13 protein-coding genes are annotated in these 16,752 nt (G+C 57.5%); 2 read left to right on the plus strand and 11 right to left on the minus strand.

What is annotated here, in order from left to right; genetic code table 11:
• Positions 1 to 99 precede the first annotated feature (99 nt).
• Both F560_RS0107230 and F560_RS0107235 read left to right on the plus strand, forming a co-directional pair.
• A complete protein-coding gene (locus F560_RS0107230; protein ID WP_019005052.1) occupies positions 100 to 459 on the plus strand; it encodes a phage holin family protein in 360 nt (119 codons plus the stop codon).
• Between the two features lie 89 nt (positions 460 to 548).
• Positions 549 to 923 (plus strand): cupredoxin domain-containing protein, encoded by a 375-nt coding sequence (locus F560_RS0107235; RefSeq protein ID WP_019005053.1) that lies wholly within the window; start codon positions 549 to 551, stop codon positions 921 to 923.
• Positions 924 to 1,500: 577 nt separating this feature from the next.
• Here the strand turns inward: F560_RS0107235 and zapA are convergent.
• The 11 genes from zapA to F560_RS0107295 all read right to left on the minus strand — a co-directional run bounded on the left by zapA (position 1,501) and on the right by F560_RS0107295 (position 16,670).
• Positions 1,501 to 3,639 (minus strand): cell division protein ZapA, encoded by a 2,139-nt coding sequence (zapA, locus tag F560_RS0107245; protein WP_019005055.1) that lies wholly within the window; start codon positions 3,637 to 3,639, stop codon positions 1,501 to 1,503.
• Between the two features lie 143 nt (positions 3,640 to 3,782).
• Entirely contained in the window at positions 3,783 to 6,239 is a 2,457-nt protein-coding gene (pheT, locus tag F560_RS0107250) for a phenylalanine--tRNA ligase subunit beta (protein ID WP_019005056.1), read from the minus strand.
• A gap of 16 nt (positions 6,240 to 6,255) precedes the next feature.
• A complete protein-coding gene (gene pheS, locus F560_RS0107255) occupies positions 6,256 to 7,290 on the minus strand; it encodes a phenylalanine--tRNA ligase subunit alpha (protein WP_019005057.1) in 1,035 nt (344 codons plus the stop codon).
• 481 nt (positions 7,291 to 7,771) lie between these two features.
• The gene (locus tag F560_RS0107260; protein ID WP_019005058.1) at positions 7,772 to 8,725 is read right to left on the minus strand and encodes a glycoside hydrolase family 43 protein; all 954 of its coding nucleotides are present in this window, start codon (positions 8,723 to 8,725) and stop codon (positions 7,772 to 7,774) included.
• 24 nt (positions 8,726 to 8,749) lie between these two features.
• Positions 8,750 to 10,549 carry a glycoside hydrolase family 2 protein gene (locus F560_RS0107265; RefSeq protein WP_019005059.1) on the minus strand — a complete coding sequence of 600 codons (1,800 nt, stop codon included), beginning with the start codon at positions 10,547 to 10,549 and terminating at the stop codon, positions 8,750 to 8,752.
• A gap of 55 nt (positions 10,550 to 10,604) precedes the next feature.
• Positions 10,605 to 11,648: a family 43 glycosylhydrolase gene (locus tag F560_RS0107270; RefSeq protein ID WP_019005060.1), complete on the minus strand. Its 1,044-nt coding sequence runs from the start codon at positions 11,646 to 11,648 to the stop codon at positions 10,605 to 10,607.
• Between the two features lies 1 nt (position 11,649).
• Positions 11,650 to 12,486, minus strand: coding sequence for a carbohydrate ABC transporter permease (locus tag F560_RS0107275; RefSeq protein ID WP_019005061.1), 837 nt, complete (start codon positions 12,484 to 12,486; stop codon positions 11,650 to 11,652).
• A gap of 2 nt (positions 12,487 to 12,488) precedes the next feature.
• Positions 12,489 to 13,274 (minus strand): carbohydrate ABC transporter permease, encoded by a 786-nt coding sequence (locus F560_RS0107280; protein ID WP_245554824.1) that lies wholly within the window; start codon positions 13,272 to 13,274, stop codon positions 12,489 to 12,491.
• Positions 13,275 to 13,447: 173 nt separating this feature from the next.
• Entirely contained in the window at positions 13,448 to 14,773 is a 1,326-nt protein-coding gene (locus tag F560_RS0107285; RefSeq protein WP_019005063.1) for an ABC transporter substrate-binding protein, read from the minus strand.
• Positions 14,774 to 14,792: 19 nt separating this feature from the next.
• Entirely contained in the window at positions 14,793 to 15,764 is a 972-nt protein-coding gene (locus F560_RS0107290; RefSeq protein WP_019005064.1) for an ArsR/SmtB family transcription factor, read from the minus strand.
• A gap of 267 nt (positions 15,765 to 16,031) precedes the next feature.
• Positions 16,032 to 16,670, minus strand: coding sequence for a YcnI family copper-binding membrane protein (locus F560_RS0107295; RefSeq protein ID WP_019005065.1), 639 nt, complete (start codon positions 16,668 to 16,670; stop codon positions 16,032 to 16,034).
• Positions 16,671 to 16,752 lie beyond the last annotated feature (82 nt).

The raw sequence follows: 16,752 nt of genomic DNA on the forward strand, positions 1-16,752 counted from the left end.
ACCGTCCCAAAAGGGGAAACACTATGCTCAGTACCGGTAAGTCCGGATGTGCAATACCGGGTGATTCCGGCCAAACATTTTGCTTAAGGAGGAGCAAATATGAATTTTCTCGGACATGTCGTCCGCTTCATCGTTTCGGCGATTGTGCTCATGATTGTCGGGTTCCTTGTGCCCCAGTTTTCGGTAGGGAACTTCTGGAGCGCTTTGCTGCTGGCTCTCGTTATCGCGCTGATCGGCTGGATTGTCGAGGCCATCTTCGGCAAAAAAGTCACGCCGTTCGGCAGAGGCATCGTCGGCTTCCTGACCAGCGCGGTCGTCATCTGGCTCGCCCAGTTCGTCGTGGGTCAAGTTTCCGTAACCGTGCTCGGCGCTTTGCTGGCGGCGCTTGTCATCGGCATCGTCGACCTGTTCATTCCGATCGGCAACCCGTTCCGCGCGGCGAACAACAACCGGAGCTGACCGTGTGCCTGCCGCTCTCCGATGTGGTATGATAATCCAAAGACGGGACAAATCCCGCTTGGTTCAGAGACATCGGAGGGGGATGCGGAATGTACAAAAAATGGACTGCGCTGCTGGCAACCGCAGCGCTTGCGCTAACCTTGTCGGCCTGCGGAGGCGGCGGCAGCGAATCGAACGCGGCGGAGGAACCGAGTGCAAGCGCTTCGGAAGTGCTCACGATCAAAGCGTCCAACTGGCAGTTTGATCAGACCGAATACACGATTCCGAAAGATACGCCGGTTCAGATTCAGCTGATCAACGAAGAAGGCGCGCACGGAATCGCCATCGAAGGCACGGACGTCAAGCTGAGCAGCGGCAAAAAGTCCAAGGTGGTCGCGCTGAAAGAAGGAACTTATGAAATCAAGTGCAACATCATCTGCGGTGAGGGCCACTTGAACATGACGGCGAAATTGATCGTGCAGTGAACGAACAGCCCCCTTTCGGACGATTGCCGAAGGGGGCTTCGTTTTGCCGCGCGGCGGGTTGCTCCGGTTGTGGCGAGATGCGCGGTCTTCGTCTTGCCGTAACCTGCGCTCATCTTTGCTCCGGCCGTCCGCAAGTTGCGTTGTTGGCGCCAAAGCGCCCTTCGCGCCTGCTTTTTTCGTGCGCCCGACCGTTCGAAGTTGGCTTTATAAGCAACGATCTGCGACGGAAAAACGGGACGAGACTTGGCGAGCGCTTGGCGAGAGCCCTTGACGAAGATTTCATAAAGCTTGGCTGCTGAAGACGGACAGGAAATCCGCTATTTTCATGTTCAACGCCTAATCGTCGGCCTTCAAGGACAGAGGATCCGTTATTTCCGGTAAATCACGCCAAAAAACCACTGTTAGGAGCGAATAACGGAACCAGTGTCACATCGCGACGATTTTCAGCTGCTTTTTGACAAAATAATGGAATGACGGTCCGTTTGATTCGATTGACGAAGCCGTTTTCCCGGCGCTTCCCTGAACGATTCAAGCCCCTTTCGGATATCGGTTCCGAAGGGGGCTTGCCGCATTCCGGTCATTGATCTTCCAGCATATCGATCCATTCGTTGAATTCGTTTTGCAGCTTGGCGTATTCTTCACGCAGCGCTTCGTATTCTCCCCGCAGCGATGCGAGCTCCGCTTCCAGCCGCTTTGCCCGCTCGCTGTGGCTCGCCGCTTCCTGCGCCCGTTCGTCCCGCTCGGCGGCAAGCTCCGCTTCGAGCGCCTCCATCGCGGCGACCTGGACGCGGGCCGCATCGAGCTCCCGCAGGGCAAGCTGCGCCGTTTCGTTTTGCCGCTCGGCTTCCTGCTCCAATTCCGCCACGCGGGTTTCCAACGCCTGCGCCCATTCCAGCGCTTCGCGCACGCTTTGCTCGGCTTCGTCCTTTTGCTCCTGCGTCCGCTTCAGCGCTTCCCGCGCGGCTTTCTCCATCGCCGCAAGCTCCTGCTCGCGCCGGGCAAGCCGGTCGCGTTCCCGTTCGGCAAGCTCGCGCGCCTCCGACTCCGCCTTCAGCCGCTCGGCCGCCTTCGCCTCCAACGCCTTAACCGCCTGCTCCCGCTCGCTCGCTTCTTTCCGAAGCTCGTCCACCAAGCGGCCGAGGCGGGCCGTTTCGTTCTCCAGCTTCTGCCTTGCGGCTTGCCATTCCTTCTCCTTCGCCTGCCATTCGGAGCGTTCGGCCGACCAGCGACCGCGCTCGTCGCGCATGGACTCCAGCTCGGATGCGCGCTTGGCCTGCAGCGCCTCCAGCCGATCCCGCAGGCTGCCCAGCTGCGATTGCAGCTCCTCCGCCCGGGACTGCCATTCCTTCGCCTGGGATTTCCACTCGGCAAGCTCGGACTCGTAACCCGCCTTCAACTCGTTCATTTCAGCGGTCTGATCCGAAAGCTTCCGCTCCAGCTCCGCCTTGTGCGCTTCAACCGTTTCCCTTAGCCGCTTGTCAAAATCGGCCTTCAGCTCCTCCAGCTCGTCCGCATGCATCAATTTGACGATTTCGAGTTCTTCGTCCTTGGCGGCGGCCAGCGCTTCTTTCTCGGCTGTCAGAGAGGCGCGCAGGGCACCAAGCTCCGAAGAATGAGCGGCTTTCGCCGTTTGCAGTTCGTCTTCGTAACGTTTGACCTCGGCCTCATGCGCGGCTTTCAACTGCTTCAGTTCGTCGGCGTGAGCGTCGTTCAGACGGCGGACGGCCGCTTCCTGCTCGTTCTTTAACGCCTCCAGCGCCGCTTCATGCCTGTTCTTTAACGATACCAGCACCGAGTTGTGCTCGCCTTTAAGCCGCTCCAATTGGGCGGCCTGGCTTTGCTTCATCCGCTCCGTTTCCGCACGGAACTCGTTTTTCAGCTTCTCCAACTCGCCGGCGTGCCGGGCGTTCAAGCGGTTCAACTCGCTTTCGCGCTCGCCTTGAATCCGGTCAAGCTCGGAGCGGTGCGCCGTTTGAAGCTCCTGAACCTGCTCGGTATGCGCTGTCTCAAGCTCCTGAAGCTGCTGGTCATGCGCCGCCCGGAGCTCCCGCAATTGCTCGTCATGCGCCGCCCGGAGCTCCCGCAGCTGCTCTTCATGCGCCGAACGAAGAGCGGCAAGCTCCGCTTCATGCCGCTTGGCCGCGGCTTCCGCGTCTTCCCGCAGCGCCCGAAGCTGCGCTTCATGGCGGTCGGCGGCTTCCGCCGCGGCGGTCCGCAGCGCTTCCAGCTCCGCTTCAAGCGACTCCCGGACGCGCGCCGTTTCCGCTTCGCCGGACGCGCGCAGCTTCCGGACCGCTTCCTCGTGCTCGGCGCGCAGCGCCTGAAGCTCGGCTTCCTTGGAGGCGAGGAACGCTTCCCGTTCCGCGTCGAAGCGGCGCCTCGCCTCGTCCAATTCGGCTTCGAGCCGCTGCCGCTCCGCGGCGGATTCGGCCGTTGCGCGCTCAAGCTCGGCGGACAGGCGCTGCCGTTCCTTCTCCGCCTCCTGAAGCCGTTCGTTTTCCTGCATCAATTGCAGCAATTCGTCCGCCACGTTGACCGCCGCCAGCACGCCCAGCTTGGACAGGTCGAGCCGCGGCGAGGCATCGGAAATTTTGTACATTTGTTCGCTGACCATCGCGGCAACCCGCTTCATATGTTCCGGGCTGGAATGGCCAGCCAAAGTATACTGCGTTCCGTATATCTCAACCGTTACCCGCGTACGATGATCAGCATTCACGGTTCTTCCTCCCAGTCCCCTAAGAAAAATAGCAGCGAATCCATCGCTGGCTTCCGTCATCCCTGCTTAAGGCGCGGCAAGCGGGCCTGCCGCCTATTGACGGGCGCAATGATGTATTCGCTGCGCTTCGGCCCGTTTCCTGCTTATTTCCGCAGTTCGGCGCCGAAAGATTGTTCCAATTTTGCCAGCGCCCGATCGTTGGCCGCTGTCACTTCTTCATCGGTCAGCGTGCGATCCGCATGCCGGTAAACGAGCGCGAGCGCCACGCTCTTTTTGTCCGGGCCGATCCGCTCGCCGGTATAAACGTCGAAAACGCGCACGGACTCGAGCAGCTCGCCTGCCGCCTCCCGGACCGCCGATACCAGCTCGCCTGCCGTCACGGAGCGGCCGACGACGACCGCCAGATCCCGTTCCACCGCCGGAAAACGCGGGAGAGCGCGATATTCGATCCGGCTTGCCGCATGCTCGTAAACCGGAGCAAGCTCGATTTCCGCGACGAACGCGTCGCCGATCTCGAATTCCCGCTGCAGATCGGGATGCAGTTGGCCGACATAGCCGAGGAGCAGGCTTTCGCCGCCCGCTGCAAGCCTTACCGCCGCGGTGCGGCCGGGATGAAAATGCTCCGGCTGCGCCGCTTCGTACGCAATCGCATCCGTCAGGCCGAGGCGTTCGAACACCGCTTCGAGAATGCCTTTGGCGTCGTAAAAGTCGTACGGTTCCGCCTCGCCGTTCCAGGACGCCTTGCGGCGGTTGCCCGTCAGCACGAAGGCAAGGCGCGGCTTCTCGCCGGGAAGCTTCGTCAGCACTTCCTCCGCCGTGTGGTAGACGTTCGCGATTTCGAACAGCCCGACGTCATGGGTTTTGCGGGCTTTATTGTACACGACCGCTTCCAGCAGGCTGGGCAGCAGCGTCGTACGGAGCACGCTGCGATCCTCGCTCATCGGCATCAACAGCGGAATCGGCCGGATGCCTTCGCCTGCGCCGCTGAGCTGCGGGAACAAAGCGGCGCGCTGCGGGAACGTGATCGAATAGGAGATGGCTTCATGCAGCCCGGCGCGCGTCAGCGTCGCGCGCAGCTCGCGGCGGATCGCCTGCGGCTTCGTCAAGCCGCCGGTCGTCGTCGGCCCCTCGATCGGCGTCGCCAAAATGTTGTCGTAGCCGTGCAGACGGGCCACTTCCTCGATCAGATCGACGTCCCTGGTGACGCCGGGGCGCCGCGTGGGCACGGTGACGATCCAGGAATCCGGCTCCGTTTCGCTGGCTTCGAACGCCAGCCGGGACCAGATCGTCTTGATTTCGAGCGAAGACAGCGACGTGCCCAGGTACCGGTTGATGCGGTCCAGCGAAATGGCGATCCGGGCCGGCTCCGCCTCGGCGCTTCCGGCTTCCGCGATGCCTTCCGTCACGAGGCCGCCCGCAATTCGGCATATCAGCCCCGCGGCGCGGTCAAGCGCCGGAATGACGCGTGCCGGATCGACTTCCTTTTCAAATCGGGCCGACGCTTCGGAACGCAGCCCGAGCTGGCGCGAAGCGGCACGCACCGTCGCGCCGGCGAACCGGGCCGATTCCAGAATAATGTCGACCGTATCGCCCGTCACCTCGGAGTCGAGCCCGCCCATGACGCCGGCCAGCGCAATCGGCTTCTCCGCATCGGCGACGACCAGCATGTGCGGCTCCAGCTTCCGCTGCTGGCCGTCCAACGTAACCATCGTTTCGCCTTCTTTCGCGAGACGAACCTCGATGCGTCCGCCGGCTACCTTGGACGCGTCGAACGCGTGCAGCGGCTGACCGTATTCCAGCATGACATAGTTGGTAATGTCGACGACGTTGCTGATCGGGCGAATGCCGGCGGCGATGAGCCGGTTTTGCAGCCAAAGCGGCGACGGGCCGATCTTCACGCCCTTGATATACCGCGCGGCGTAATGAGGGCATTGTTCCTTGGCCGTAATGCCGACTTTGACGTAATCGGACGTCTTCTCCGCGGAGACGATCAGATCGGCGGCCGGATCGGGCAGGCGCAAGGGCCGCCCGGTCAGCGCCGACGCCTCGTAGGCGACGCCCAGCATGCTGAGGCAGTCGGAACGGTTCGGCGTCAGGTCCAGCTCCAGCACGTGATCGTCCAGCCCCAGCACGTTCACGATGTCCCGGCCGATTTCCAGATCGTCCGGAAGCACCAGAATGCCTTCCTGCTGCTCCTTCGGCAGCAGCTTGTCGTTGATGCCCAGCTCGCGCGCCGAGCAGATCATTCCCTGCGACTCCACGCCGCGCAGCTTGGCCCGCTTGATTTGCACGCCGCCCGGCAGCTTCGCGCCGACCAGCGCCACCGGCACCTTCTGTCCGGCGGCGACGTTCGCCGCGCCGCAGACGATTTGCAGATCTTCGCCAAGCCCCGCGTCGACCGTGCAGACGCTCAGCTTGTCGGCGTCGGGGTGCTTCTCCCTCGCCTTCACGTAGCCGACGACGACTTTGCTTACGCCCTGATTGCGCGCCGGCACCGAGTCGATCTCGATGCCCCCGCTCGTCATCAACTCCGCGAGCCGCGCGGGCTCTATGCCTTCCAAATCGATATATTCGTTCAGCCAATTGTAAGATACGTTCATGTCGGGTCCGCCTCCGTCACATTCGATTGAACTGGCTCAAAAACCGCTGATCGCTATAGTAGAAGTGCCGGATATCGTCGATCTCGTACTTCAGCAGCGCAATCCGCTCCACGCCCATGCCGAACGCGAAGCCGGATACTTCCTTCGGATCGTAGCCGCCGTATTCCAGCACCTTCGGATGCACCATGCCGCAGCCGAGAATTTCGACCCAGCCGGTCTGCTTGCACATCCGGCAGCCGTGTCCGCCGCATTGGGCGCAGGTCACGTCGACTTCCGCGCTCGGTTCGGTGAACGGGAAGAAGCTCGGCCGCAGCCGGATTTGGACTTGCGGGCCGTACATCTTCTGCACGAACTGCAGCAGCGTGCCCTTCAGGTCGCTCATTCGGATATTCGGACCGACGACGAGCCCTTCGATCTGATGGAACATGAACGAGTGCGTCGCATCGTCGTCGTCGCGGCGGTAAACTTTGCCCGGGCAAATGATCTTCAGCGGCGTCTTGCCTCCGGCTTGCTGCATCGCCCGGATTTGGATCGGCGACGTCTGGGTCCGCAGCAAAATCTCGTCGGTGATGTAGAACGAATCCTGCATGTCGCGCGCCGGGTGATCCTTCGGCAGATTCAGCGCTTCGAAGTTGAAGAAGTCCGTCTCCACTTCGGGGCCTTCCGCGATCTGATACCCCATGCCGATAAAAATATCCTCGATTTCCTGCGTCACCTTCGTCAGCGGATGGATGGACCCGACGGACGGAGCTTTGCCCGGAAGCGTGACGTCAATCGTCTCCGCCTGAAGGCGGCGGGCCGTCTCCTCCCGTTCGAACGCCTCCTGCTTCTGCGCGATAACGGCTTCAATCGCCGCGCGCACCTCGTTGGCCACCTGGCCGATCACCGGCCGTTCCTCCGCGCTTAAAGCCCCCATGCCGCGCAAGACTTCCGTAAGCTGCCCTTTTTTGCCCAAATACTGAATGCGCAGCTCGTTCAGCCGGCCGGCGTCGGCAACCTGCGACAACTGCTCCAGCGCTTCCTGGCGAAGCGCCTCCAATCGTTCCTTCATTCGCGTCTCTCTCCTTGTGCGAAAAATAAAAAAGCCCTTTCTCCCCTAAGGGACGAAAGAACCGTGGTACCACCCTTGTTGGAATGCGTCGGCCCTGTCGGGCTGTCTTTACCGCCGCGCGTCCCATCCGGATCTGCTGCGCCGAGGCCAAGCGGCATTCCCGCTTTTGGCGGCGTAACGGACCGCGGCCGGTTCCCTCTACTGGCGGCGGAAGCACGGTAAAGCCGCGGCTCCTCCGTTTCAAGGGACTGCTCCGGAGTGAATTTCGGCAGCCTGGTTTCCTAGGAACGCTTCCAGTCCCCGGCGTTCCCTCCCTGCAGGAAGGCGCTGCGTACTTGTCTCCATCAATGCATTTGGAACATATACCAATCATTATAGGGCAAGCGAGATCGGGTGCGCAAGTCGCGTTTCCGCACCTTCCTCTATCGCTGCGCCGAACCTCCGGCGCCCCAAAATGGCGGGCCCGGAGGCTTGGCGCATTTCATCGTTCTTCGCCGTTTTTTAACGCCAATCCGTTGTCCAGTTCTTCCACCTGCAGGAACAGCGGCCGCTCGTGTCCATGCGGCGTATCCGGATAATGCGTGCTGATCCAGAGCCGGCCTTCAAAATCACGAAACAGGCTGGAGTGGCCTGCATTCCGGTCCATGAACAGCCGATCGTCGTGCGTCCATGGTCCTTCGATGCGTCCGGTGGCCGAACGGGCAATCGCCACCGTATATCCGCCGAGCCCTGTTTCGCTGTAACCGGGGACCGAGTAGCTGGACCATAACAAGAGAAGTTCGCCGTTTCGGGCCTTGTACAGAAACGGAGCGTCGGTGAGATAGCCCGTTTTCTCGATCCGCGGATCTCCGAACAACCGGATCCACTTCATGTCCGCCGCATTCAAGAGGGTGACCGGCTCTCCGTAAGAAGACTTGAGATCGCGCGTCAGCCGGAGAGCTTTGATTTTCCCTTCGTACAGTTCGGTCCATTCATGACAAAATACGATCCACCGCTGCCCTTCGCCGTCTTCATAGAAGGTGCCGTCCAGACATTCGCTGCCGGCGAGGGTGACCGCGCCGTCGCTGTGCGGACGGTAGGGCCCCGCCGGATGGTCTGCGATCAGAATGCCGGTTCCGCGGTTTTCTCCGATGCCGCCTTTGAACGAGGCGAACATATAAAACTTGCCGTCGATCTCAAACACTTCCGGAGCCCAATAATGCCGCACGCCCCAAAATCCTTTAGGCGGCTGAAAGGCCGCATACGGCCCTGTCCACCGCTTCATGTCGTCGCTTACATAGACCTCGAACAGGGGGTCTTTGTCCCCGCAGCCGTCCGCGAAAGTCGTGCCGAACAAATAATATTTCCGCTCGGCTACGTACGGGAACACGAACGGATCGCGCATATGAATGTCGCCCGTATCCACCGTCTTGATCGTCCGAAAGCCTTTTTCCATACGTTGTCCCCTCCCTGGCACCCGTTATTCCCGGATGACGGACGGATGCCACATGGCATTGATTTGCCGGATCGCCTCCAAATCGCATTTCGGCTTGCGATCATACGTCAGCAAACCGTTCACTTCCTGCTCTACATCCGTCAGCTGGGTATAACAGAAACCGTGAAGGATGCCGGATGCGTAGACCGCCTCCAGCACACGGCGGTACTCCTTGACGAAATCTTCCTCCGTGCTTACGGACGTGTAGCCCCAGCCTGCTTCCGAACCGATCTTGTACGCGATTCCGCCGAATTCCGTCAGCAGAATCGGCTCGCCCTGATGGCTGAAACCGTTGGCGTATACGCCTCGAAGGGCCGGTTTGGACTGCAGAATTTGCTCTCTCGTCGCGATCGAGCGCTTGAATTCCTCGTATTTCGCGGTTTCGTCCGGCATTCCGTGGTTGTAGTTGTGCACGGCGCAAATGTCGGAACGGGTCAGTTCCCAGCCGTCGTTGGAAACGACCAGTCGGGTCGGATCGAGCGAATGGATCAGGCTGTACATGGCCAGGCTGTGATGCTGCTGACGGCTGTCGCTGCGGACATGCGGGATGCCCCAGCTTTCGTTCAGGGGAACCCACACCAGAATGGACGGGTGGTTGAAATCGCGTTCGACGATTTCGATCCATTCCTTCGTCAATCGGGCCACGGCGTTATTGTTGAAGGACGGCGAAGAGGCACATTCGCCCCATACGATAAATCCCAATTTGTCCGCCCAGTACAGGAACCGCGGATCTTCCACCTTCTGATGTTTGCGGCAGCCGTTAAAACCCATGGCTTTGGCCAATTCGATATCTTTGCGAAGGTCTTCGTCGGCGGGCGCGGTTAACAATCCGTCCGGCCAATAGCCCTGGTCAAGGACAAGCTTTTGATAATAAGGCTTGTTGTTCAAATAGACCATGCCGTTTTCAATATGCACTTTTCGCATGCCGAAATAAGAGCGTACGCTGTCCACCGTCCGTCCGTTTTGCCGCAGCGTGAACGCCGCGTCGAACAAATTCGGATTTTCGGGCGTCCACGTCCAGCCCTCATGATGAAATCCCGTCCGGAAAATTTCATGACCGAACAGGTTAAAGGACCTTTTGACGTAACGCTCATGTACCGTGATTCGGTCCTTCACCAGTGAACGGCCTTGAAACGAGATTTCAACGTCCAGTTCCGATCTCGCGGCGTTTCCCGCAAACTCGAACTCGATAGCGATGTCGCCGCGGTCGATATCCGGAAAAAATCTGACTTTTTCAAGATGGACGGCGTCAACCGGCTCCAGCCATACCGTCTGCCAAATGCCGGTTGTTCGCGTATACCAGATGCCGGCAGATTTTTCGACCCAGAACTGCTTTCCTCTCGGAATCGTCTCATCCGTCGAAGGGTCCTCCACCCGTACAACCACTTGTTCCTCCTGCCAGGTCAGCTCATCGGTGATATCGAATTGAAAAGGCGTATGCCCCCCTTCGTGCATGCCGACGTATTTTCCGTTTACGTAAACCCATGCCCGGTAATCGACGGCTCCGAAATGAAGCCATACCCTTTTGCCCTTCCAGGCAGGGTTGACGTTAAAATTCCGTTTGTACCATACCCAATCGTGGAAAGCCGCATCGTGAATGCCGCTGAGCGGGGATTGGTAGGCATACGGAACCTCGATCTTCCTCGAGAACTCCCTTCCGGTTTCGAACCATTTTTCCGCTGCGCCGACATTGTTGTCGTCAAACTCAAACTGCCAGGTTCCATTAAGGTTTTGCCATTCTTCCCGGACAAATTGCGGTCTCGGGTATTCGGTTCGCCCTGCCATGATACCACTCCTAATGGTTTCGTCTTTGGATTCTCTCTGCAAATTGTGATGTCTGTTATTTTTTCACATAGGGACCCGGCTTCGGCTTCGTTCCCGGTTCGCCGCTGGCGACCACCGGCCATCCGTCTTTCCAATCCAACGGGTCGATCATCATCGGCCGTTTGCTGGCCCCATTCATCAGAGTAGGATCGTTCGGGTCGATGGCATGGTAAACGATCCAATCTTGCCCGCGGTCATCCGTGATTACGGAGTTATGTCCGGGACCGATGAATTGCTTTCCGTTCTCGTCCGGTTCGGCGTTCGCCTGCAGCAGAATCGTGCCTCCGCCCGCCGTTAAATCGACGCCGTTTTTGTCCAGGTAAGGACCTTGAATCGATTTCGAGCGTCCGACTTTGACGTGATAGGTGCTGAAAGCTCCTTCGCAGCAGGAACCGCTGGAACCGAAGAAATAGTAGTAGCCGTCTCTCTTCACCAAATAGGGCGCTTCGTACTGAATGTCCGCAACCGGGAATTTGTCCCCTGCCGTCTTCAATCCATCCTCGGAAAGGCCGATTCCGAATATGCCGTGGAAACTTCCCCAGAGCAAGTACGCTTTGCCGTCATCATCCTCGTAATAAAAGGGATCGATCGAATTGGAGACCCCGATTTCGTCGCTGTCGAACAATTTTCCGTGATCGGCAAACGGCCCTTCCGGCTTGTCTGCAGTGGCCACCCCGATGCCGGGATTCGGATCGCCCCACAGGGAAAACGAATAGTACAAATAATATCTTCCGTTCCGGTGAACGGAGATGTCCGGCGCCCACAATCCGCCGTCGGATTTCCAGGCCGGCTTGACGTCGAACGCGTCGCGCACGAATTCCCAATTTCGCAAATCCGAAGAGCGGATGACCGGAATGAGGTGGTTGATGCCGTCATCCCAGGTATCCTCCGTGCCGTACGCATAATAGAGGCCATCCTTCGCCTTGATGATGGAAGGATCGGCAAATACGGGCTTGAACACGGGGTTTCGGTAGCCGGCCGGTTGCACTGTTTTCGAGCATCCGATGATCAGAAGCAGAAGCGTCGCAGCAACAAATGTAAACGTCGCGGCTTTCTTCATCTCATTTGATCCCCGACTGCGTAATCCCTCTGACAATCGCTTTTTGCGCAAGCAAAAACACAACCAGGACCGGGATCGTCGCGATCGTCGACAAAGCCATCAGCTTATTCGGGGAGTTCACATAGCTGCCTTGCGTCATCACGGCGATACCCGATGTCAGCGTCTGCATCGTATCGTTTCCGCCGGAAGCGTAGAATGGCCAGATATAATCGTTAAAAATCCCCATGAAAGTCAGAACAGCCAATGTCGACAAAATGGATTTGGAAGACGGAAGCAGCACGGCATAGAAGATTTTCCATTTGTTCGCTCCATCGATGTGCGCCGCTTCCTCCAATTCTTTCGGAAAACCGCGGAAAAATTGATACAGCAGAAACACCCCGAACGCGGAAGAGGTAAACGGCAAATAAAACGCGTGATAGGTGCCGATCAGGCCCAAATCCTGGAACAGCACGTATTGGGGGACAAACCAGATGATTCCCGGAATCATCAGCGTGCTGAGAAACAAGGACAGCAGCCATTTTTTGAAAGGCACGTCCAGACGGGCCAGCCCGTAAGCGGCCAACGCGTCGACGGCCAGAACGATCAGGGTGCCGGCGACCGATACGAGCAAGGAGTTGTAGATCCATCGCAGGATCGGCACATTCAGATCTCCTCCGCTCAAGGCATCGGTGTAGTTCACGATCGTCGGATCGTCCGGAATGAAGTTCAAATTCGGGAGAAACGCCTCTGCGTCCGATTTCAGGGAGATGGTGACCATCCAGATCACCGGGACGATAAAAAAGATTCCCAGAACGGTTGCGATCAAGATGAGACCTGCCTGTTTCGCTTTCGTCCCCATCTTTACGCCTCCTTTCTGAACAACAGACGATATACGGCAGCGGAAACGATCATCATGATCAATCCCAGCAGAATCGCCATGGCGGAAGCGGCTCCTCCCTGATGCTGACCGTAAGCCACATCGAACACGTTCATAAGCATAACCGTTGTTTCGAAACCCGGACCGCCGCGGGTCATCAGGTTCGGCTGGGCAAAAACGTTAAACGAAGCGATGATCGTCATGACCATGACAACGGCCGTCACGTTTTTAATGGACGGGAGCGTGATCCGGGTCAGCCTGTTCCACGCGTTCGCGCCGTCCAGCTTGGCCGCTTCGTACAATTCTTCCGGCACTTCGTTCAAGCCGTTGATGAAGAGCATCATGTTGAAGCCGATCGTCCACCAGATCGTGGAGACGACCAGCGCGATCCAAACCCAGGGAGTATCGGTGAACCACCCGATGTGCTGTTGATGATGAATATGGAGCTTATCCAGCATCAGGTTCAGGAAGCCGGAGTCTGTATCGAACACCCGCATCCAAATCGTCGCCATTACGGTTGCCGAAATGGCATACGGAATAAAGAAAATCGTCCGGAAAACGCCGCGTACCCTGGCATTCAGCGAGTTGACGAGCAGGGCCAGCGCAAGGCCTACCAGAATCAAAAATGGTACGGAATAAACGACGAATTTGACGGTCCCCCACAACCCCCGGAAAAACGCGTCGTGGATATAGGTTCCTGGCGTGAAAATGTCGATGTAGTTTTGAAGCCCGACGAACTCGTGCGTGCCCAACATATCGTTGTTTTGCAAACTTAAAATGATTCCCGAGATCAGCGGATAGAGAAGAAAAACGCAAAAGCAAAGGAAATACGGGAGCACAAACAAACTGGATGTTAGTCTCGATCTCAAGCTCCCTTTCATCCCGTTCACCACCCTTGATTTAGGATGGAGCGGGTCGCGCTCCCCCGCCCCACCGCGCTTTATTATTTATTGGCTGCTGCGGCTTGCTCCGCTTTGGCCTGAGCTTCGTCGAGCGCTTTCTTCACGTCGCCGTCGTTCAGGAGCACGAGGTTGATTTGCTTCCAGAGCTCGCCTACGTACGAGCCCCAGTTCGGTACCGGCGGCGCGAAGTGAACGTAATCGAATTCTTTGGCCACCTCGGTTTGCTGGGTATTCAGTGCTTTGAACTCTTCGCTGTTCAGGACCGCCTTGGAGGCGACCGCCTGGCCGGATTTGGCCCAGTCGATCGAGTGGCCGGCGACGTATTTCAGGAAATCTCCGATCCCGTCCAGCTTGTTCGGGTCTGTCTGGGACTTCGGCACGACAAAGTTATGAGAACCCGCGAACACGCCCGGCTTGTCGAAGAATACCGGGATTGGAGCGACACCGTAGTTCAGCTTCGCTTTATCCCACTGGTCTTTCATCCAGGGACCGTTGAACTGAATGGCGTTCTTGCCTTGCAGGAACAGCTTCACTTCTCCGTCCTGCGCGACTTTTTGGGGAGAAACTTTGTGTTCGAAGATCAGGCTTTTTTCAAATTCGAGAGCGGCAACGGCTGCCGGCGTGTTCAAAGTCGGTTTGCCGTCGGCATCCGCCAAATCCGCGCCTTGCTGATAGACCAGGGATGGGAACAGGAACTGCTGCGGCCATTGGGTCGGCATGACGTAACCCCATTGTCCTTTGGAAGGGTCCGTCAGTTTCTTGGCGGCTGCAAGGAACTCTTCCTTGTTGGTCGGAGGAGCCGTAATCCCGGCAGCTTGGAACAGGTCTTTGTTGTAGTACATGATCAGCGGATGAATGTCGAGCGGAATGCCCATCCATTTGCCGTCGATGTTCGCATAGTCGACCGCGGCTTCGACATAGTCCGATTTCTGGATGCCTGCTTTGGCGGCAAGATCGTCCATCGGCAGAAGCAGATCTTTCTTCGCGTACGTCGGAATCGAATCCAGGTGCATGATCATGAAGTCAGGCATGTTTTTCTTCGTGCCGAACGCATTGTCGAGCAATTTGTAATAATCTCCGTTCGGCTGAATCTGGTATTTGACGAAGTATTTGTCCGATTGTTTGTTGTAGTTGTCCACGATGCTTTTCATGAAAGAACCGTCGGGACCGGAAAACGGCGTCCAGAAGAGAAGCTCCGTTTTGCTTCCCGATTTGCCCCCCGAATTGTCTGAAGAAGCGGGAGCGGATCCGGATGCGGATGCCGAAGAGCCGTTCGATTCTTTTTTGCCGCCGCACGCCGCCAGCACCAGACTCATCACCAGTACCAGGATCGCTACCGTAAAACCAAAACGATTCAGTCTTTTCATGTCCAACCATCCTCTGCACTTAATTAGGATCGTTTCGCCCCACGTAATCCAGTTTCATTTTCAAGTCTGTTTCATAGTTCCCGAATTTCCTGCCGAACAAATTCAGGCCTCCATCGTTTTTCGCGTCCGGCTTGATCCCGATTCTGACCGTCACGTACGGTTTGCCGTCCAATTCCAGTTCATCTACTGTTAAGGCGGAAATTCTTCTGCCGTCTATATACGAACCGTCGTGATGGACGCGCCACGTTTTCAAAAGCCCGTACTGCGTGTTTTCGGTGCCCCACCATTGCGGAGTCAGAATGCCCCTCTCCCCACCGAAATCACCGGGACTTGTCCAGGTTCCCACCTCCTTTCCGTTAATCCACAAGGTGATATCCGATGGCCAATCCGGATTGTGGAGCGGAGCTTCCGAGCAAATTTCCATAGACAGCTCCAAGTTCCGGATCTGCGACCCTCTGGGCACGCGGTTCGGAAAACGGTATTCGAGGTAACCCCTTCGGAACCAAATCAACTGGGCGTTGATACGCTCCGGTTCGAAGAAAGAGCGCGGCTCATCCATTTCGCCGATGATGGAGTGCTCGCTCAAAATCCCGCAAGGAGCGGAACATTGCGAATCGACGAATTGCCCGATCGGAAGGGAAACGACAGCGCAGGTCTCGGAGGGCTCCGCCCGGAAATGCGCGAAATCGACCACGATCCGGCTGTAAACAGCGGAGCAAAGTTTCTGGGTGCCGCGGGTTCCCGGAACCATCTCCGTTTGAATCAGCCCGGCATCCTCCAGTTTCTTGATATTGATGGCCGCCGTGGAAGCCGGGATGCCGAATTTCTCCGAAATTTCAACCACATTCATGGAGCGGTGAAGAAGTTCTTTGAAAATCTTCACCCGCAATTCCGTTGACAGCGCTTTCGCAATGTTGATGAATTCATCGATGTTCGTCGTCAAAGCGCGGTTCAATTTCTCGTGGTTCGAAAAATCCTGTTCGATTTTCATCCCCATAACATCCCTTCTGCGTTTCTCCATTTACAACAACAATAATTGTTTCACTGTTTATTAATTAGGTTATGGTACATGTATTCATGTTTGTAATCGCTTTTATTATATTAACCAACAATATTAATTGCAACATAAAGCTTGAAATCGACAAACTTTTTTATTTACAACAATAATTGTTGTTGTAAATAAAAAAGACCGTCGAGAGAAAAATCATTTCCCTCGACGGTCTTCCGATTAGAATATGAACGTTTACAACAGTCAACGTCACGCTTTCTTCCGGCGGATGACGGCGACCAGCGCAATCAGCGAAAGAAGAAGAGCTGCGGCCGAGAATACCATGGTGAGCATTTGCGTGGGGCTATCGCCGCTATCGTCCGCATCTGCGGCTTCGCCGGCTGCCGCTTCGTGGGAATCTCCGTGCCCGTGTCCGTCCGATTCGCCGGTCGAAGGCGTGACCGCGGTGACGGATGCCGGCGTGTCCGCGCCTTCGCCGCCGGTCCACTCCACGACGCTTCCGTCGGAATACGTCTGGTAAGCCTTCCATACGAGCTCCGTAGCGTCGGCCGCCACCTTCCCCTGAAACCGGAATTCGCCGAACTCCGAAGCGCCCAGTCCCGCTCCGTCCGCTTTCCAGGTTACCGACACGATTTTGCCGTCGCCGTTCGTCTCCGTTTGATAGGTCCAGCCCGGCTTCGGTTCGAAGCGCAGCACTTCGACGCCTTCCGGCACGTCAAGCTTCACCTGCGTTGTAGCGGCTTCCTTCTCGGAAGGAACGCGGATCGAAAACACCTGGTAAGAGCCCTGCTCAGCCTCATTGGGCGACACGGTAACGTGCGCGCTGGCCGCCTGGGCGAAGCCGAAGACGAGAAACAGCGCGAAGATCAGGGACATGCTTTTTTTCACTGAAGACCAACCCTTTCCGTCTTATTGCAGATGCCCACAGTATAAGGCTTCCGCAATCGCCGGACATGACCCCAAAGGGCTA

Origin of the sequence: Cohnella laeviribosi DSM 21336, from assembly GCF_000378425.1 — a bacterium.
GTDB lineage: Bacteria > Bacillota > Bacilli > Paenibacillales > Paenibacillaceae > Cohnella > Cohnella laeviribosi.